This is a genomic window from Sphingobium psychrophilum (genome assembly GCF_012927105.1).
Taxonomy (GTDB): Bacteria; Pseudomonadota; Alphaproteobacteria; order Sphingomonadales; family Sphingomonadaceae; genus Sphingobium; species Sphingobium psychrophilum.
In genome coordinates this window covers 169255-187738 of record NZ_JABBFV010000005.1, presented here as the reverse complement: position 1 = coordinate 187738, position 18484 = coordinate 169255, and the positions used below count along the sequence as shown (strand labels likewise).

The window sequence follows — 18484 nt, the reverse complement described above, 5'->3', positions numbered from 1 at the left end:
GTCAGACGACGACGATATTATCCTCGACCTTGGTCACGCCGGGAGCGGCCCATGCAGCGCGCTCGGCGATCTGCCGCTCGTTCCACGCCCTGACCTTGCCGCCCAGCGTCACCTTGCCGCCATCGGTGAACACGGTGACCGAAGCGGCGTCGAGATCGGCGTTGCGCTTGATCGCCGCCACGATCCGATCCTTGACGTCGCCGGAGGTCGGCAGCGTGTGCAGTTCGATCAAGTTGCTGACGCCGATGACGCCGTTGACCTTGCCGGCGACCTTTCTGGCCTCATCACTCTGATAATACCAGTCGACCGTGCCGCTCAGCGTCACCCAGCCATGCTCGACCTTCACCGCGATCTTGTCGTCGGGGATCGAGACGTTCCAGGAGAACATGTCGAGGATGCGCTTGGCGATTTCATGATCGGCCGTCTTCGGATCGGAGGCGAAGCGCACCTTGATCTCCTCGGCGAGCGCCTTGACCCCAGCAACGCGCCGGGTTGCCTTCTCCGCCGCCATCTTCTGCGGATAGCTTTTGACGAATCCGGAAAGTGTGACGACGCCGTCCGTCACGGCCACGCCGATATCGGCGTGGTCGATGCTCGGCTCCCACGCCAGCTCATCGAGAACGTCACGCTGTAATTGACTGTCGCTTTTCATGTCTGATCTCCTTGCGGGTCATTCTATTCCACCGGGCGGGGGCCGTCGCGGCGGTCTCAGCGCCGGCGACCTTGAGGACCAGCGGCAAGTTCAGGGAAGCGATGGAGCCGCGGTTCTCGCGGCTTCGAAAACGCAGGCGGCCATGGGCGGTCTCGACGAAATGCCGGACGCGGACGAGGCCGGAGCCGTTTACGGAGGACTGTTCGAATCCATGCAGCGCCGCGTGGAGTTCGGCGGCGCTCACGCCGCGGCCATTATCGGCGACGATGAGCCGGACACGGCCTCCGAGCCGCCTGGTCCGGATCCGGATGACGCCCGGCTTCACGAACGCCGCGCAGGCGTTGGAGACCAGCTCCAGGATCACGGCGTCCAGATCGGCGGGATCGAGCTTCACCGGAAGCGGGCCGGCGGCCGGTTCGAACCGGATTTCGACGTGCCGACCGGCGCGCGCGCGCATCAGCGATCCGAGGCCGGCGAGATGCTCGTTGAGGTCGAAGCGCGTCGCGGCGCCTCCCGATCGGCCTTGCCCGAGCATCGCGCTGGTAAGTCGTCCCCCGCGCAACGCGGCGTCCTCGATCGCGTCGAGCAGCAATGTCCGCCGATCGCCCGTCGGCCTGTCGTCCAGCATGTGCCGCGCGGAGGCCACGACGCCGAAGAGGTTGCGCAGATCGTGAATAGTCTCACGCGTGGATATATCCGGATCCCGGTGAAGTGAGACACTGTGCATGGCGCCCTCCGTTGACGCAATTCTTGTCCCTCTCAGGAAGCGCCCGGAGAATCGGGAATGTTACTTAGGGGTCGATCCCCCATGCTCGCGTCCTTCCATATTGATGTTTCACGCCGCGGGCTCTTGGCGACGGCTTCATCGTGGCCGTCAGCCGAGCGACACGCCGACGATTGCCCCGGCACCATAGGTGACTGCGGCAGCGGCAATCCCGATGACGAGTTGGCGCGCCGCCGAGAACAGCGCGGAACGGCCGGTGAAAAGGCTCGTGCCGGCGCCGATCAGCGCGAGGGCAAGGCCGCTGGCGGCCAGGCTGGCGATCAGCGCCGGTCGCCCCGAGAGCAGCAGGAACGGCGCGACCGGGATGATCGCGCCGGTCGCAAAGAGCAGGAACGACCATGTCGCGGCCGTCCAGGCGGACCCGCCGAGCTGATCCGGATCGATCCCGAGCTCCTCGCGCGCCAGCGTGTCGAGCGCGGTTCCTTCATTGCCCAGCAGCCGCTCCGCCAGCGCGCGCGCCTGTGGTTCGGCGATGCCTTTGGCCTGATAGATCAGAACAAGCTCCTCCTCCTCTTCCTCGGGAACCTCGCGCAACTCTTCGGCTTCGGTCGCGATCTGGCTCTGGTAGAGTTCGCGCGAGCTTGTGACCGACAGCCATTCGCCCATCGCCATCGAGCAGGCGCCCGCGACAAGACCGGCAAGCCCCGTGAGCAACAGCGTATTGTCCGCCGCGGCGGCGCCGGCCACACCCATCACCAGGCTGAAATTGGAGACGAGGCCGTCATTGGCTCCGAGCACGGCGGCGCGCAATGTGTTGCCACCGCCGCGGTGGCGTCCCTCGAGGAGCGCGATCGTCGGTCCTGAAAGACCTCCTTTGCCGGCGGCGGCCCGCATCAGCACGGCATGCGATCGCTCATCGGCGGGAAGCCCGGCGGCCTTCGCCTCGGGCTGTGCGTCATAGGCTGTGCTGCCGCGCTCCTCGCTGGCCGCGAGCGCGGGCAGGACGAAGGCTGGCCCGAACCGCTGGGCGAGCCAGGCGAGCACGCGCGCACTTGCGGAAGGGGTGGGCGAGAAATGGCCGCCGCCCGCTTCGATCCGCTTGCGCCAGAACTCGCCATGGGCCTGCTCGACCGCGGCGAGCCGGTGGAACACCTCGGCCAGTTTCGGGTCGGCCTCGCTCTCGGCCAAAGCCGCATAGACCGCCGCGCCGTCGACCTCGCCCTGGAGATTGGAGCGATAGCGCGGCAGAGGGTCAGGATCGGTCCCGGTCGTCAAGCTTCTATGATCACTTTCAGCGCCTGGGTCGCCGCGGCGCGGCCGAAGGTGTCATAGGCATCAAGAATGTCCGCCAGCGCGAAACGATGCGTGATCAGCAGCTTGGGATCGATTTTCTTCGATTGGACCGTCTTGAGCAGCATCGGCGTCGTCGCGGTGTCGACCAGCCGCGTCGTGATCGAGATGTTGTGCGACCAGAGCCGCTCCAGATGGAGATCGACCTTGGAGCCGTGGACGCCGATATTGGCGATCACGCCGCCCGGCGCGACGATATCCTGGCACAGCAGGAAGGTGGCGGGGATGCCGACCGCCTCGATCGCGGCGTCGACGCCGCGCCCTTCGGTCAGCGCCTTCACCGCATCTGCCGCCTTGCCGTCGGCGCTGTTGACGGTGTGCGTCGCGCCGAAACGGCGGGCGACCTCGAGCCGGTTGTCGTCGAGGTCGATCATGATGATCTGGGCGGGCGAATAGAATTGGGCGGTCAGCAATGTCGCAAGCCCGATCGGACCCGCGCCGACGATGGCGACGCTGCTCCCGGGCGCGACCTTGCCGTTGAGCACGCCGCATTCGAAGCCGGTTGGCAAGATGTCGCTCAGCATCACCAGAGCCTCCTCGTCGGCGCCCTCGGGGACCGGGTAGAGGCTGGTGTCGGCATGGGGGATGCGGACATATTCGGCCTGGGTGCCGTCGATTGTGTTGCCGAGGATCCAGCCTCCCGTCGTGCAATGCGAATACATGCCGCGACGGCAATAGTCGCACCGGCCGCAGGCGGTGACGCACGAGATGAGCACGCGGTCGCCCGGCTTGAAGACGGTGACGCCCGCGCCGATCGCCTCGACCACGCCCACGCCTTCATGACCGAGGATGCGGCCCGGCGCGCAGGTCGCGACGTCGCCCTTCAGGATATGCAGGTCCGTCCCGCAGATCGTCGTCCGCGTGATGCGGACGACCGCGTCGCCGGCGTCACGGATTTCGGGCTTGGGCCGGTCTTCGAGCGCCTTGGCGCCGGGACCCTGATAAACGAGCGCTTTCATGAACAAACCTCTCTAAGGTGAAATGTCGGCGTGCGCCTTGGGCGCATCCCTCCAGGGCCGATGATCAAGACCAGCGATTTGAACCCGGACTCGCGCCGAACCTATCCGTAAATCAACGGAGGGGGCGAATCCTGTCGATGTCTCGTGACCTCCGACGGGTTTCGGCTTTCCCGTGAGGCTGGCTAGAGATGATTCTCTCACACCGGCATGTCGCATACTGGAACGCGACGTCCAGGAACACCGAGAGACTCGTAACGCCGTGCTTGCGCATCAAAACGGGCGCGATGGATCTCGGCGATGCGAAAGCCGATCCCAGATGCTTATGCGTGGACGACCCGCCAGTAAAACTCCGGAATGCCGGCCCTGCAAGCCCGGTTTAGAAGGCCGGTGCGCGACGAGTTGCTTCGACAGGAGTCAAATTCCGTCGCAGCGAAGGTAGTTTGCGCCTGTCTGTCACATGACACCCGTAAGGAAGGTCGTCGATCAAGACGCGCAGCTTCCCTTTGTCGATCGCTTTGGAGAATATCATGTCCCAGGATAGTCATCTTCAACAGTCTGTGCTCGCCGAGCTGAACTGGGAACCGAGCGTGACCGCCGCCCATATCGGTGTCACTGCGAACGCTGGCGTCGTGACGCTCACGGGCCATGTCGAGAGTTTCGCGGAAAAGCAGGCAGCCGAGGCTGCGGCCCGCAGGGTGAAGGGCGTCAAGGCAGTGGCCGAGGAGATCGAGATCCGGCTCACTTTCGATGACCAGCGTGACGACGATGACATCGCGGCTGCCGCGATCGATCGACTCGCCTGGGATGTGTCCGTTCCACGCGACGCCATCAAGGTACAGGTTGAAAAAGGGTGGATCACCCTGACCGGCGAGGTCGACTGGCACTATCAGAGGGACAGCGCCGAACAGGATATCCGGCGGCTGCTCGGCGTGATCGGCATGTCCGACCAGATCACGATCAAGCGCAAGGTCGATGTCTCGAATATCAGCGACGAGATCATGCACGCACTCCATCGCTCCTGGTTCTTCGACCCGAAGACCATCACGGTCAGCGCGCAGGAGGGGAATGTCGTGCTCGCCGGAACGGTTCACTCGCCGCATGACAGGCAAGTCGCCGCGGCGACGGCATGGGCCGCACCGGGCGTGACCGATGTGCGGAACGACATCATCATCGCGTGAATGCGCGGTATTGGACTCTGACAGGCGACGATATCGTTGCGAGATGCGCTGGTCGATATGGCGTGCATCGCCGTTCACGGCATCAAGACGGCCGCGCCCTCGAATATTTTCGAGGTGACCGTCCGGCTTTCGTCGAGCGTCAAAATCTCGGATAACAGGTCGTAGGTGCACAGATTTGCTTTCGAGCATCCGGTCGCCATGCAGCAGCTCATCGCCCGGGCGACCCCTGCCACCAGGCGGTGAAGCTACTCGAAAATGGTGATATCGAGTCCCGGACATTCGCATCACGGATCAGGAAAACCGCCGTCGCAAGGAACACGATCGCGCCGCCGCCAAGGTAGACTCTGGCTGGCTACATATGGTCACAAGCCATGGGTCGGGATTTCCACATCGGCGGCGACATCTGGCAACTCCTGCGACGGCGTCGACATTCGCGCCGACATTGTCTGGATGATGCGCCGAACTGACCCTCGGGGCGCCAATCCGTAGATAAACGGAGTGTGCTGGACATTGCCGGAGCCTAGCAAGCAGTCGTTGGGCGTTGGACCGCACACCCAGAGGAGACGAACATCATGATCAACACGCAAGGATCGCGCTTCGGCGACAGTCCGGCTTCGCTGGAGCAACGCGGCGCATGGTGCTGGTTCACGGTGCTCGGCATCGCACTTATCCTGCTGGGAGCCATCGCCTCCGCGAATCTGTTCATCACGACCGTTGCAGCGACTTTTTACGTCGGCGCCGTCATGCTCGCCGCCGGCGCGTTCCAGATCATACATGCCTTCGGCGTCAAAAAATGGGCGCGGTTCGCATTCTGGCTCCTGAGCGGCCTGCTTTATCTTGCGGCCGCCGTCGCGATGTTCCTCGATCCCCTGTTCGCGGCCACCCTGCTCACCCTGTTCCTCGCCGTCTCGCTCGGGCTCTCCGGCGCGCTGCGCCTCTTCATAGCACTGACAACGCGCACGCCGTCCGGATGGGGATGGATGACCGTCTCGGCCGTCGCGAGCATTGCGGCCGCGCTGGTGATAGCACTCGGCTGGCCGGTCAATTCGATCTGGGTACTCGGACTGATTCTGTCGATCGACCTGCTGTTCCAGGGGGTCGCCCTCTTGCTGATCGGTCTGTCCCTACGTAGCGCCACGTTCGGACCGCGCGCTTCGGGCTGGCGGTAGGGCTAGAACCAGAACCTAATCCCAGCCACGAGGCTCGTTGATGACGCTTGTTCGCCCGCCGCGCGCGCCATCCGCTTAGTGTCACCGAAACTGCGGTCCCAGGAAACGCCGATATAGGGCGCGAATTCCCTGGCGACCTCGTAGCGAAGCCGTAATCCGAGCTCGAGAGTCGAGAGGCCGGCGCCGATGCCGTTTTCGGGAATATCCTGTGCGGCGAAATTGGCTTCGACGCGGGGCTGGAGAATCAGCCGCTGGGTGATGCGCTGGTCGATGTCGCCCTCGACTCGCGCGAGCAGGTCACCCCTGGTGGACACAAACGCTGAAGCCCCCAGATCGAACCAGTAGGGCGCGAGACCCTCTATCCCGATACTGGCATAGGTGCGGTCCGGCCCCCTGCCGACATCCTGCCGGATGCCGCCCTGGACATTCCAATAGGGATCGATCGCATGCGACCATAGCGCCTGAACTTCGCCATGGTCGATCGCCTCGCCGAAACTGCCCTCCCCCTCCGACTTGAGCGCCAGCCGGTCGATGTCGCCGCCAAACCAGGCGCTGGCGTCCCAGCGATAGCCATCGCGAGCCTCGCGCGCCTGATATTCCGCGATATTGAACAGGACCTTGTGGAAGGTCATCCCCCCATGTTCGCCGAGCAGGTTGGCTTGGGCGGCGGCCATCGCGCGTGGATCGAAATAGCGATCGGCTGGGCGGTCAGTCGCCACCGGCGGTGGCGGCAGGTTGCCAGGTTCGAGGTCTGTGCCCGCTGGGCCGGCCGGTTCGGCTGGTACGGCGGCAGGCATAGCCATGTTGGGCATGTCCTGGCCGTTCGGAGGCTCAATCGGAGTAGGCATTGCATGCCCAGGGTGCGGATCGGACTGTGTCGGCATCGCCATGCCGGACATATCTTGGCCCTGATGGCCTGAATGATCCATCGTCTGGGCCGATACCGACGCTGCGAACAGGAACGGCGAGAGCCCCAGGAACCTGAACGCGTTCACGCGGGATCTCCCGCATCGCGGACTTGCACGACGCGGATCATTCCCGCATGCATGTGAAGGAACATGTGGCAATGGAAAGCCCAGTCGCCATAGATACCGGTCACGTCGAAGCTGACCTTGCCGCCTGGCGGCACGTTGACAGTGTGCTTGCGGGGTGAATGATCACCCTGCCCCGTCACCAGCTCGAAGAAGTGGCCGTGCAGGTGGATCGGGTGGTTCATCATCGTGTCGTTGATGAGCGTCATGCGCACCCGCTCGCCGGTACGGACCGGGATCGGCGTTCGCGCTTCCGACAGCGTCTGGCCGTCGAGGGACCACATATAGCGTTCCATATTGCCCGTAAGGTGCAGTTCGATCTCGCGGGCCGCACCGCGCACGTCGGGATTGCGGTCGAGTGCGACGAGGTCGCGATAGACCAGGACCTTGTGGCCAACCTTCTCAAGGCCGACTCCGGGCTCGCCGGTGCGATCCATCGGCATCGGCGCTATCGTCTGCACGCCCGGCCCCAGCACGACCTGCGGTGCATTGGCGCCATCGCGCATCTTCATCGAATGCCCCGAACCGCCAGCGGAACCGTGCTCCGTCGGTGCGGCGGCGCCTGCGTCATGATCCATAGCGGGCATGTCCACCCCCGGCATATCCATGCCTGCCATGTCGTGTCCCGCGTGGCCGCCGGGTGCGTCCATTGCGCCCATGCCCATGTCCGCCATCGTCAGGAGCGGCCGCTGGCGCAGCGGCGGGACTCCGCCGGCCATGCCCTCGCGTGGCGCGAGTGTGGCGCGGGCCATGCCTGAACGGTCGATCGCCTCGCCGACGATGGTGTAGGCGCGATCCTTGGTCGGCGTGACGATGACGTCATAAGTCTCCGCGATCGTCATCTGCAGCTCATCGACGGCGACCGGGCGGATCGGTTGCCCGTCGGCGGCCACCACTGTCAGCGTCAGGCCCGGGATGCGAACATTGAAGATCGTCATGGCGGCGGCGTTGATCAGCCGCAGCCTCACCCGCTCGCCTGGCTTGAACAGCGCGGTCCAATTGTCCTGCGGACCATAGCCGTTGACGACATAGGTATAGGCCGCACCCGTCACATCGAGGATGTCGGTCGGGTCCATCCGCATCCGCGCCCATTCCAGGCGATCGGCGTGCTTCTGGTCCTTTCCTCCGAGCAGCCCCACCAGCGTCTGCTTCTGTCGGTTATAGTAGCCCGGCTCCTGCTTGAGCTTGGTGAACAGCGTGTGCGGATGCACGAAGCTGTGGTCGGAGAACATCACGACATGTTCGCGATCACAGGCGATTGGATCGGCGCCCCTGGGGTCGATCACGATCGGGCCGTAGTGCCCCATCGCTTCCTGCAAACCCGAATGGCTGTGATACCAGTAGGTGCCGGACTGCTGAATCGGAAACTCATAGGTGAAGGATGAGCGCGCGGGGATGCCGGGGAAGCTCAGGCCCGGGACGCCGTCCATCTGGAAGGGCACCAGCAGGCCATGCCAGTGCAGCGACGTCTCCTCATCCAGCCCGTTATCGACGGTGATTCGAACGGTCTGCCCTTCGCGCAGGCGCAGCAATGGGGCAGGAACGGTGCCGTTCATGGCGATCACATGTGCCTGCCGGCCGTCGACCTTCACCGTCTCGTGCGCGACCCGCAAGGAGATGCTGTCGCCCGAAAGCTCGGGCAAGGGTTTGGCGATGCCGCGCGATACCGGCTGCGCCCAGGCGGGCATCCACGCGGCCAGCCCAAGTCCGGCACCGGCAAGGCCCGCGCCGCGCAAAAGCGCGCGGCGATCAAGGGCCGGGAGCGAGGCGGGAGAGGTCGTCATGGAAGGGTTGCCTGTGTCGGGATCTGTTGTGCGCCAATACGCAAATCGCGCTTCAGGCCCTCAAAACTTCCTGCAATTTGTTCCGCGCGCGATGAAGCCGCGTTTCGACGGCTTTCTCGGTGATGCCCAGGATCGCGGCAGCTTCTGCTTGCGATGCACCCTCAACGGCGCGCAGCACCAGCACCTCCTTGAGCTTGGCGGGCAGTTTGACCATTGCGTGCATCACTTCGGCCAGTTCCTGGCGGTCACTGGCTTCGCGCTCGACGTCGGCGGACGGGTCAACCGGATCGGGCGCGCCTTCCAAGGGCGCAGCAAAGGCGAAGAGCGCACGCACCTTCCGGCGCCGTCCCCAATCCCGGCATTTGTTGAGCGCAATGCGGGTCAGCCAATGCTTCATCGGTCGCGACCGATCGTAGCGCTTCAGCGCCGCAAAGCCGGCGATAAAGGTCTGCTGTGTGATATCGAGCGCCGCATCGTCATCGGCGGTGTGCGCGCGGGCGAAGCGGAAAATGGCTTCGCGATGCCGGCGCATCAATTCGGTATAAGCGCTTTGCCGCCCCCCGATCGCCAGCGCCGCCAGTTCGCCGTCCGAACATTCGGCGAGATCGAGGCTCATTTTGCCTCGACGGTCAGCGCCTTGACCACTGCGTCGTCAAAACGCGTGGCCTGCTCGGGCCGGAGCACGCCACGCATCGCGAAGATATGCTCGAGCGTCTCCTTCTGCAGTTCACCCATCGCCTTGTGTGAGCGGTCGATGGCAGCGCTGACCTGCGGGCCGTAGCCATGTTCGGTCTGGATGGCCTGGGCAAGACGGGCATTGTCGGCGCGCAATTCCAGTTCGAGCGCCTGTTTCTGGATGGCGAACCGGGCTTCGATTGCCTCGATCCTGGTTTCCTGAGTGGGATCAAGATCGAGCTGCTCGTGGAGCAGTTGATGGAGCTCGCTTTCGACCGGGGGCGGCGCCACGATATAGCTGCGGCCGACAAAGACGCCCGCCAATGCCGCGCCGAATGCGATCAATATAACGAACAGGAAGCGGGACCGATCGGTCATTGCACGCCCGCCAGCAATGTTGACGGTGCGAGCGCTGCTGGAGCGCCGAACGGAAAGGCGGTGGTTGCCGCAGTTGCGGGTTCACCCGGAAAGCTCGATCCCAGGATGCCGGTCACAAGCGCGACGGCGGCGGCCGTGACGAACAGCCGCCCGGACGAGCGATCGCCAGCCAATTGCTGATTCAAGCCATCGAGTACCGCTGCATCGATCGCGTTGAGCCGGGGATCCACCGGCAACGCTCGCAGGCGCGCGAGCGCGTTTTCTATATCTGTCATTCTGTTTCTCCGAACTGCGCGCTTCGTCATACGCAAGGAATACTCCGACCCCTCAAATTAATAGCCGCACGATCCGAGGGGTGAGCGCTCGGCCTGCGTATGGACAGCGGGATATCCGAGGAGCGCTTCATGAAGGCCATCAAAATCATCGCCACTGCCCTCGCTGCCACCGCAATGACGACGACCATGCCCGCGCTGGCGCACCCGAGGCTGGTTGCGTCGATTCCTGCCGCCCAGGCATCCGTCGCGTCGACCCGGCATGTCATGCTGCGCTTCACCGAACGGCTATTGCCCCAGTTGACCGGTCTTGAGATCACGCTTGCCGGCATGGCTGGCATGTCGCACTCGGATCATATGGCGCACATGGCCATGACGTCTGTGCCGGCAGTGAAAACGACACTCTCCTCGGATGGCAAGACCCTCATCGCGACTTTCGCGAGTGCATTGCCGCGCGGTAGCTATGTCGTGACCTGGCATGCGGTAGCCGCAGACACCCACCGGGTCGAAAACCAGTTCGCCTTCACGGTCAGCTGAAGGCCATGTCCGAGGGGCCGATCATTGCTGTCCGCTTCGGCCTCTTTGCGATCGAGGGGCTCCTGTTCGGCGTCCCGCTCTTCGGCCTCTACGCCCTGCGTGCGCCGCAACGGGGCCTGATCCCGTTCCGAGCATGGCTGGTTCCGCTCAGCCTATGTGCCGCAGGCCTGAACATCGTCGGCTTTGCCCTGTTGCTGGCCAGCATGTCGGGCACGTCGATCGACGGCCTCGACCTCGAACTTGCCCGTTCGATCCTGCTGAACACTCCGGTTGGCTGGGCCTTCGCGCTGCGGCTTGCCGCAACCATGCTGGCCTTGTGCCTTGCCCTGCTCGCACCGGCGCGTCGAACAGACACGATGGCAGGCGTGGCGGCGCTCAGCGGTATCGCCCTCGCATCGCTGGTCTTGAACGGGCAGGGTGTCGCCACCGAAGGCGCATTGGCATGGCCACATCTCGTTTCCGACATCGTGCATCTTATGGCCGCAGGCGCATGGATTGGCGCCATTGCCTGCCTTCTCTTCATTGTGGGTCGCCCAACGGCCTCGCTCTTTGACTTGGCGGTCGCGCAGCGATCCCTCAACGGTTTCGGCATCGTGGGGTCGATTGTCGTCGCGCTGCTGATCGCGACCGGCATGGTCAACGGTTTGACCGTCCTGGGCGCACAACCTTTTAGCCCTCCCTTCGGCTCGACCTATATGGTTCTGATGGGCGGCAAGCTTGCGCTGTTCAGCCTCATGCTGGCTCTGGCTGCGCTCCACCGGTTTCGGCTTGTTCCTGCGATCGAGCGTGCTTCCGGCCTCGAGAACGGCGCTGGGGCGGATCGGGGCTACCATCGCTGTGGAGTTCGCCGCCGCAGTCCTGATCCTTGGACAGGTTGCGTGGCTCGGAATCCTGGAGCCAGGCTGGTGACCGGCTTCAGCGCCCCTTCGCACGGCAATGCGTGCCACCAAGCCTCCCCTCTTCCCGAAGGAACACCCCATGTCGGATCATGAGGCCCATTACGGCGGCAAGATGTCGGGCCGCGCCAAACTCATCTTCGTCGGGTTCGCCATCGTCGCGGGCTATTATCTCTTCACCGAGCATACCGCGCATGTGCTGAACGCGCTGCCATTCCTGCTCTTCTTGTCCTGCCCGGTCATGCACCTCTTCATGCACCATGGTCACAAACATGGCGGCGGGACTCCTTCAAGCAAATCACAGAGGACCGGCGACGCCGGTGTGCAATGATGGAGGGCACCATGGGCGCGCATCAAATGCAGGGCTTCGGCCTCTGGGGCCTCGCCTTCGTCAACTCGATGGTGTTCATTCTGTTCGCTCTGAGTTTCTTCAAACCGCAATCGGCAAGGGACTGGCGCAGTTTCAGCGCGTTCAGCGCCTTTCTCGTCGCGCTCTTCGCCGAAATGTACGGCTTCCCGCTCACCATCTACCTGTTCGCGGGCTGGTTCCAGTCGCATTATCCCAGCGTCAACTGGTTCTCGCATGATGCTGGCCATCTGCTCGAGATGATGTTCGGATGGCGGCTCAACCCGCATTTCGGTCCATTCCACATCGCCAGTTTTGTCCTAATCGGCGGTGGTTTCTGGATGATCTCGGTCGGCTGGGCCGTGCTCCATGCGGCGCAGCAACACCACGCAATGGCGATCACCGGCATTTATGCACGGCTCCGGCACCCGCAATATGTCGGCTTCATCCTCATTCTGACCGGATTCCTGCTGCAATGGCCGACGCTGCTGACGCTGGCCATGTATCCGGTTCTCGTCGTCATGTACGTCCGCCTTGCCCACCATGAAGAGAAGGTTGCGATCGCAGAATTTGGCGATGCCTATCGCCAATATATGGCGCGCACCGGCGGCTTCTTTCCGAAATGGCGAACCCCAAGCCCCAGATGAACCGCGTTCCGGCAAATGAGGGCTTGACCCTGACATGATGTCAGATCCCACATGACGCTGCGTTGAAGGAGAATCGATATGACATCGACTGATCACGAGGCGCATCATCATGGTGCGGGCTGCTGTGGCGGCGGCACGAAGAAAGTGAGCGGTACGGCCACTGCCGTTGATCCGGTGTGCGGTATGAAGGTCGATCCGGCAGCGACCGAGCATCATGCGACCCATGCGGGTCAAGGCTACCACTTCTGTGGTGCAGGATGCCTGTCGACGTTCGTCGCAAACCCGGGCCAGTATCTGGACAAGAAAGACGTGCCACCGGCCCGTGCGGTCGCAAACGCTGTCATCTACACTTGCCCGATGCATCCCGAGGTGCGGCAGATCGGACCAGGCTCCTGCCCGATCTGCGGCATGACCCTCGAGCCGGCAATGGTATCGGCCGACAGCGCCCCCAACCCCGAGCTCGCCGACATGACGCGCCGTTTCTGGGTGGCGCTTATCTTGACCATTCCGGTCTTTGCTCTGGAGATGGGCGGGCATCTGACCGGCCTTATGATGTTCGTGGGCAAGCAGACATCGAACTGGATCCAGTTTTTCCTCGCAACGCCGGTCGTGCTGTGGGCGGGCTGGCCGTTCTTCACGCGCGGCTGGTCCTCGCTCAAATCTCGCCATCTCAACATGTTCACGCTGGTCGCCATGGGGGTAGGCGTCGCCTATGTCTACAGCCTCGTTGCCCATTTCGCGCCATCGCTGTTTCCGCCCGCCTTCCGGGATTCGATGGGCACGGTGCCGGTCTATTTCGAGGCGGCCGCCGTCATCACTGTCCTGGTCCTGCTCGGCCAAGTGTTGGAATTGCGCGCGCGTGAGCGCACCTCCGGCGCAATCAAGGCGCTGCTTGATCTGGCGCCTAAGACCGCCCGCAGGGTTACCGCCGGCGGACAAGACGAGGAAGTCACGCTCGACCTCGTGGTTGTCGGCGATCATCTACGGGTTCGGCCCGGCGAGAAGGTGCCGGTGGACGGCGTCATCGCCGAAGGACGAGTATCGATCGATGAATCACTGGTGACCGGCGAATCCATGCCGGTGACCAAGGAAGCGGGCGCCAAGGTCATCGCCGGCTCGCTCAACAAGACGGGCAGCTTCGTCATGGTCGCCGAGAAGGTCGGGAGCGAGACGCTGCTTTCGCGGATCGTCCAGATGGTGGCCGAGGCGCAGCGCAGCCGTGCGCCGATCCAACGCATGGCCGATCAGGTCTCTGGCTGGTTCGTGCCCGTAGTGATCGCGGTCGCGCTGATCGCGGCCGCCGCTTGGGCGGTGTTCGGTCCCGACCCGCGCCTGACTTATGCCCTTGTTGCCGCCGTTTCGGTGCTAATCATCGCCTGTCCCTGTGCCCTTGGTCTCGCCACGCCGATGTCGATCATGGTTGGCGTCGGGCGCGGCGCACAGGCTGGCGTACTCATCAAGAATGCCGAGGCGCTGGAACGGTTCGAGAAGATCGACACGCTGGTGGTCGACAAGACCGGAACGCTGACCGAAGGTCGACCCGCTGTGACAGGTATCCGCACCGTCAGCGGATGGGACGAGAACGAGATCCTGCGCCTTGCGGCCAGTCTCGAACGGGGCAGCGAACATCCGCTGGCTGACGCCATTCTGCGCGCCGCGCAGGACCGCAAGCTGGCGCTCGAACAGGCGAGCGATTTCGACTCGCCTGTCGGGCGCGGCGTGACCGGCACAGTGTCGGGCAAGCATATCCTGCTTGGTGGCCTGCGGTTCATGGGGGAGCAGAAGATCGATACGGCTGCGCTCAACGAAGCGGCCGAGGCGATGCGCGCCGAGGGCGCGACGGCGATCTTTGCCAGCGTCGATGGCAAGCTTGCCGGACTTCTTGGCATAGCCGATCCTATCAAGGAAACTTCGGCTCAAGCCGTCCGCGAGCTAAAGGCTGACGGCATCCGTATCGTCATGATGACCGGGGACAATCGAACCACCGCTCTTGCCGTCGCGGCCCGCCTTGGCATCGATAATGTCGAGGCCGAGGTTCTGCCCGAAGACAAGGCCAGCGTTGTGCAGAAGCTGCGCTCCGACGGCCGCAGCGTCGCCATGGCAGGCGACGGCGTCAACGACGCCCCGGCGCTGGCGGCAGCCGAGGTCGGGATTGCCATGGGAGCGGGAGCGGATGTCGCCATAGAAAGCGCGGGGGTTACGCTGCTGCAAGGCGATCTCAACGGTATCCTGCGCGCGCGGCGGTTGTCGCGCGCCGTGATGCGCAACATTCGCCAGAACCTGGTCTTCGCCTTCGCCTATAACGTCGCGGGCATTCCGATCGCAGCCGGCGCGCTCTATCCAACCTTTGGCTGGATGCTCTCGCCTGCCATTGCAGCGGCCGCCATGGCGCTGTCATCGGTAAGCGTCATCACCAATGCCTTGCGATTGCGGGTCATTCGTCTGTGATCGACCTGCCTCGTCATTTCGAAGCGAGCGCGCCAACAGCCGGGTCGGCGGAAGGTATCCTTGTCATTGCCGACGAACCGGACCTGCTGGCCAAACATATGCGCTGCCCATCGTTCATGAAGGGTGGCGGCAGCATCCGTGCAACCTCGATGCTCTAGCGGGGAAAGAGGTCGGTTCAGTGATCCTGGGGCAGCCAGCGCGATAGGTCGGATCATGCAACATTTCCCAGCGAACGAGACCTTTTCCAACGTCCTTGGGTGTCACGATAGTCAGCGAAGGAAATAGGCCCCGCATGTGGCCGACATTCCAGGTGACGATCACCGGAACGTGGTGAACGATCGCCTTGCACGAAAGCACGAACGGCGTCGAACGGTTGCGCCAGCTTCAATCCGATCAAGACCGTCACCGCGCGCACGCTCTCCAACGCCGCCCAAACTTCCTCGGCCGTGAACCGGTATTGCGCCCGTTTGACCCGCTGATTCAAAGTGCTGCAGGCTTCGGCGTGACTGTATGCGGCGACGGCGTATTCGCTGCGCCTCTCACCGATCGGCAAGTCCGGAGAGAGCGCATGATGATCGTGGGCTTCCGCCAACATCGCGATGAGCAGGTTGCTGTCGAGAAGGGCATCGGCCTTCAAGAGTCCTGCTCCCGTCCCGCCTCGAGCGCGGCGTTAGCCTCTTCCAGGCTTACCCGCAGCACCACCGGAGGGCGGAGCTAGGGTCGGTCCGAGCCGAACCAGTCGACCTATTTTGGCGACCACGTCCGGCGGCACATAACCACGCAGCGCGTCTTCAACGACTGCTCCAAGTCGCTCCTGAAATAAAATCGCGGAGATTGGAGGGGCAAATGCTCCGCCTGCGTATGGCCTGGAACGACTTCACAGGAGCAGAACAATGAAAGCAGTCACCCTCGCAGCCTGTATGGCCCTCACTTTGGCCAGTTCTCCATCGTCCGCCCAGACCGGGCCGATGCCCGCTATGGACCATGACCACGGTCAGGTGCAGCCCGCTCCAACGCAACCGGCTCCCCCACCGGGCACCCACAGCGAACATGACGATGGCACCGCGGCAGGCGGTTCGATGGGCGGCATGGGCGGTGGCATGCAGGGCATGGGTCAGATGCCGATGATGGAACCGACCGCTGCCAATCCTTTCCCGCATGTCGAGATGAAGATGCACATGGCAATGATGCATGCGATCGGCGCCGACGCGACGGAAACCTATGTCCGCAAGATGATCGAACATCATCGCGGTGCGGTGGAGATGTCGCGGCTAGTCCTCGCCGGCAAGCCTGAGGGCGCCGTGAGCCGGATGGCTACGCAATCCATTACGGACCAGAACCGTGAGATCGATGCCCTGCAAGCGTGGCTGCGCCAGAATGGCAAGACTGCCCAATGATGCCTTGAGGCGAGTAAGCCAACGAGGTTCATCCAAGGGAGCAGTCCACTCTGAAACCGAAGCGTTTGGTCTTGCGCTTACAATGGTGCTGGCGGGGGGCCGCTTGCGTAAGTCTACCTAGCGCGATGTCCGACGAGTCGTGCGAGAATTGACGGCAACGCCAACGATAGGATCGTGACATGGGCCAAATGCATGCCATGCAACTCGACGGACCCGGCAAGCCGTTGCGCATGGTCACGCGGCCGCTGCCCGTTGCCGGTCCGGCGCAGCTCCTGATCAAGGTGGTGGCCTGTGGCGTCTGCCGCACCGACCTCCATGTGCTCGACGGGGAAATCCCGGCCCATTATCCGATCGTCCCGGGCCACGAGATTGTCGGACGCGTGATTGCTATGGGCGCGAGAACGGCAGGTTTCGCGATCGGCCAACGTGTCGGTGTCCCCTGGCTCGGCCACACCTGCGGCGTCTGTAGCTTTTGCAGGAGCGGTCACGAGAATCTCTGCGATCAGCCGGAGTTTACCGGCTGTACTCGCGATGGGGGCTATGCCAGCCATGTCGTCGCGGACGCACGCTATTGCTTCCCGCTGCCGGATCGCTTCACTGACGTGGAGGCCGCGCCGCTATTGTGCGCCGGTCTGATCGGCTGGCGCGCGCTGCGTCTCGCCGGCGACGGGCAGAGGATCGGGCTGTGCGGTTTTGGCGCGGCTGCGCACATCCTCGCCCAGGTCGCGACATGGCAGGGGCGCGAGGTCTATGCCTTCACCAAGGCCGGCGATGAGGACGGACAGGCGTTCGCGCGGTCGCTCGGCTGCATCTGGGCCGGGTCGTCCGAGGCGGCCCCTCCCGTTCCACTCGACGCCGCACTGATCTTTGCGCCGGTAGGAGCGCTGGTGCCGGCCGCGCTAAAGGTCGTGCGCAAGGGCGGCCGCGTTGTCTGCGCGGGCATTCACATGAGTGACATCCCTGCTTTCCCCTACGCCGATTTGTGGGGGGAGCGCGCGATCCTCTCCGTCGCCAATCTGACGCGCGAGGATGGCACTTCCTTTTTCGAGATGGTGGAAAGGGCGGGGATCAGGACCGTGACCGAATCTTTTCCACTGGAGCGCGCGAACGAGGCATTGCGACGGCTGCGCGAGGGTCGATTGACCGGTGCTGCGGTGATCTGTCCCGATCCGGAAACATAGGCCGCGCGCGAGACGCTCCCGCGGGTGAACGACGGTGGACCAAAGTGGATGCAAGAGATTGAACCCGCCTACTCCGCGCGGGCATTCCTCATGGGCGATGCGCCAGGATTCCTAATTGTGTGCAGGCATTTAGCCCCTCTCGACATTGGGAGAATCCCCCGCACGCGGATGATGCGCCATACGTTATTGACCCCAAATCCTTCACCTCTGCTCCCAGGTGGACGATCAGGGCATCCTCGACGGCAGCACGATCGTCTCACCATCCACAACGAACCTGCCGTAGCCGCGATGGTGGATCGTCTGCGGATCATTCTGGGCCGGATTGCTCCAGGCTGCAACGATCTCCAGAATGAACAGATTATATTTGTTGACCAGGCGTGTCTCGTCGACCCTGCATTCCAGATTGGCGAAGCATTCCGCTACCAGTGGCGGCGCCACCAGCGCAGCGGGAAGCTGCGTCAGTCCGATCGCGGCGAACTTGTCGATGTCGCGGCCGGAGCAGTTGCCGATCTCCACGACCTTGGGCGCAAGATCCAGGGCCGGGACGGCGATCACGCACTCCCTTGTCGCGCGCAGTGCTGTGAAGCTGAAGTCGGCACTGCTGACGATACAGGCCAGCAACGGCGGCGTGAACTCGACCATCATATGCCATGACATGGTCATCACATTGCTTCGGCCTTGATGCGCCGTCGTCAGCAGGACAACCGGCCCGGGCTCGAGCAGCTGGTAAACCTCCGGCAACGGGAATGGCCGCATTGGTTCGCGATTGTTGGCGGCGATTGCAGGCATTGCCGTTGTTCCCTCGTTGCCGTCTTGCCGATGCTGCGCGGTGTCGCACAACGGCCCGGCGTTCTGTCCAA

General features: G+C 63.6%; 21 protein-coding genes. 10 read left to right on the top strand and 11 right to left on the bottom strand.

Going from position 1 to position 18484, the window contains the following annotated elements; all coding sequences use genetic code 11:
* Nucleotide 1 precedes the first annotated feature (1 nt).
* The 4 genes from HHL08_RS09215 to HHL08_RS09200 all read right to left on the bottom strand — a co-directional run bounded on the left by HHL08_RS09215 (nt 2) and on the right by HHL08_RS09200 (nt 3685).
* Complete coding sequence (locus tag HHL08_RS09215) at nt 2-652, bottom strand: BON domain-containing protein (protein ID WP_169572517.1); 651 nt, start codon at nt 650-652, stop codon at nt 2-4.
* Nucleotides 624-1379 carry an ATP-binding protein gene (locus tag HHL08_RS09210; protein ID WP_169572515.1) on the bottom strand — a complete coding sequence of 252 codons (756 nt, stop codon included), beginning with the start codon at nt 1377-1379 and terminating at the stop codon, nt 624-626. The genes HHL08_RS09215 and HHL08_RS09210 overlap by 29 nt, the downstream gene beginning before the upstream one ends.
* 147 nt (nt 1380-1526) lie before the next feature.
* Nucleotides 1527-2651, bottom strand: coding sequence for a VIT1/CCC1 transporter family protein (locus HHL08_RS09205; protein ID WP_191225224.1), 1125 nt, complete (start codon nt 2649-2651; stop codon nt 1527-1529).
* Complete coding sequence (locus tag HHL08_RS09200) at nt 2648-3685, bottom strand: zinc-dependent alcohol dehydrogenase family protein (RefSeq protein WP_169572513.1); 1038 nt, start codon at nt 3683-3685, stop codon at nt 2648-2650. Before HHL08_RS09200 ends, HHL08_RS09205 begins: the two co-directional genes overlap by 4 nt.
* 515 nt (nt 3686-4200) lie before the next feature.
* Here HHL08_RS09200 and HHL08_RS09195 point away from each other — a divergent pair.
* The gene (locus HHL08_RS09195) at nt 4201-4863 is read left to right on the top strand and encodes a BON domain-containing protein (protein ID WP_235955001.1); all 663 of its coding nucleotides are present in this window, start codon (nt 4201-4203) and stop codon (nt 4861-4863) included.
* 572 nt (nt 4864-5435) lie between these two features.
* Complete coding sequence (locus tag HHL08_RS09190; RefSeq protein ID WP_084653343.1) at nt 5436-6032, top strand: HdeD family acid-resistance protein; 597 nt, start codon at nt 5436-5438, stop codon at nt 6030-6032.
* Between the two features lie 2 nt (nt 6033-6034).
* Here HHL08_RS09190 and HHL08_RS09185 read toward each other — a convergent pair whose 3' ends face one another.
* From HHL08_RS09185 to HHL08_RS09165, 5 genes are all read right to left on the bottom strand, one after another.
* Entirely contained in the window at nt 6035-6835 is an 801-nt protein-coding gene (locus tag HHL08_RS09185; protein ID WP_408021764.1) for a copper resistance protein B, read from the bottom strand.
* A 188-nt stretch (nt 6836-7023) separates the two neighbouring features.
* On the bottom strand, nt 7024-8847 hold the full coding sequence (locus HHL08_RS09180) for a copper resistance system multicopper oxidase (RefSeq protein ID WP_169572511.1): 1824 nt from the start codon (nt 8845-8847) through the stop codon (nt 7024-7026).
* 52 nt (nt 8848-8899) lie between these two features.
* The gene (locus tag HHL08_RS09175) at nt 8900-9463 is read right to left on the bottom strand and encodes an RNA polymerase sigma factor (RefSeq protein ID WP_070934781.1); all 564 of its coding nucleotides are present in this window, start codon (nt 9461-9463) and stop codon (nt 8900-8902) included.
* Complete coding sequence (locus HHL08_RS09170; protein ID WP_169572509.1) at nt 9460-9900, bottom strand: periplasmic heavy metal sensor; 441 nt, start codon at nt 9898-9900, stop codon at nt 9460-9462. The genes HHL08_RS09175 and HHL08_RS09170 overlap by 4 nt, the downstream gene beginning before the upstream one ends.
* Nucleotides 9897-10175: a hypothetical protein gene (locus tag HHL08_RS09165; RefSeq protein WP_070934783.1), complete on the bottom strand. Its 279-nt coding sequence runs from the start codon at nt 10173-10175 to the stop codon at nt 9897-9899. The genes HHL08_RS09170 and HHL08_RS09165 overlap by 4 nt, the downstream gene beginning before the upstream one ends.
* Nucleotides 10176-10304: 129 nt before the next feature.
* Between HHL08_RS09165 and HHL08_RS09160 the strand changes: the two genes are divergently transcribed.
* The 6 genes from HHL08_RS09160 to HHL08_RS09135 all read left to right on the top strand — a co-directional run bounded on the left by HHL08_RS09160 (nt 10305) and on the right by HHL08_RS09135 (nt 15204).
* A complete protein-coding gene (locus HHL08_RS09160; RefSeq protein WP_070936121.1) occupies nt 10305-10709 on the top strand; it encodes a copper resistance protein CopC in 405 nt (134 codons plus the stop codon).
* Nucleotides 10710-10714: 5 nt separating this feature from the next.
* On the top strand, nt 10715-11701 hold the full coding sequence (locus tag HHL08_RS09155; protein ID WP_169572507.1) for a CopD family protein: 987 nt from the start codon (nt 10715-10717) through the stop codon (nt 11699-11701).
* Nucleotides 11688-11936 carry a DUF2933 domain-containing protein gene (locus HHL08_RS09150; protein ID WP_169572505.1) on the top strand — a complete coding sequence of 83 codons (249 nt, stop codon included), beginning with the start codon at nt 11688-11690 and terminating at the stop codon, nt 11934-11936. The genes HHL08_RS09155 and HHL08_RS09150 overlap by 14 nt, the downstream gene beginning before the upstream one ends.
* A complete protein-coding gene (locus tag HHL08_RS09145) occupies nt 11933-12598 on the top strand; it encodes a methyltransferase family protein (protein WP_268932707.1) in 666 nt (221 codons plus the stop codon). Before HHL08_RS09150 ends, HHL08_RS09145 begins: the two co-directional genes overlap by 4 nt.
* A 78-nt stretch (nt 12599-12676) precedes the next feature.
* Entirely contained in the window at nt 12677-15046 is a 2370-nt protein-coding gene (locus HHL08_RS09140; protein WP_206377792.1) for a heavy metal translocating P-type ATPase, read from the top strand.
* A complete protein-coding gene (locus tag HHL08_RS09135) occupies nt 15043-15204 on the top strand; it encodes a hypothetical protein (protein ID WP_169572503.1) in 162 nt (53 codons plus the stop codon). The genes HHL08_RS09140 and HHL08_RS09135 overlap by 4 nt, the downstream gene beginning before the upstream one ends.
* Nucleotides 15205-15257: 53 nt before the next feature.
* On the opposite strand, the gene HHL08_RS09130 is transcribed toward HHL08_RS09135, so the two are convergent.
* Nucleotides 15258-15683 (bottom strand): hypothetical protein, encoded by a 426-nt coding sequence (locus tag HHL08_RS09130; RefSeq protein ID WP_169572501.1) that lies wholly within the window; start codon nt 15681-15683, stop codon nt 15258-15260.
* A gap of 256 nt (nt 15684-15939) precedes the next feature.
* Between HHL08_RS09130 and HHL08_RS09125 the strand changes: the two genes are divergently transcribed.
* Both HHL08_RS09125 and HHL08_RS09120 read left to right on the top strand, forming a co-directional pair.
* On the top strand, nt 15940-16443 hold the full coding sequence (locus HHL08_RS09125; RefSeq protein WP_235955000.1) for a DUF305 domain-containing protein: 504 nt from the start codon (nt 15940-15942) through the stop codon (nt 16441-16443).
* A gap of 179 nt (nt 16444-16622) precedes the next feature.
* A complete protein-coding gene (locus tag HHL08_RS09120; protein ID WP_206377791.1) occupies nt 16623-17624 on the top strand; it encodes a zinc-dependent alcohol dehydrogenase family protein in 1002 nt (333 codons plus the stop codon).
* 225 nt (nt 17625-17849) lie between these two features.
* On the opposite strand, the gene HHL08_RS09115 is transcribed toward HHL08_RS09120, so the two are convergent.
* Nucleotides 17850-18413 (bottom strand): flavin reductase family protein, encoded by a 564-nt coding sequence (locus HHL08_RS09115; RefSeq protein ID WP_206377790.1) that lies wholly within the window; start codon nt 18411-18413, stop codon nt 17850-17852.
* Between the last annotated feature and the right edge of the window lie 71 nt (nt 18414-18484).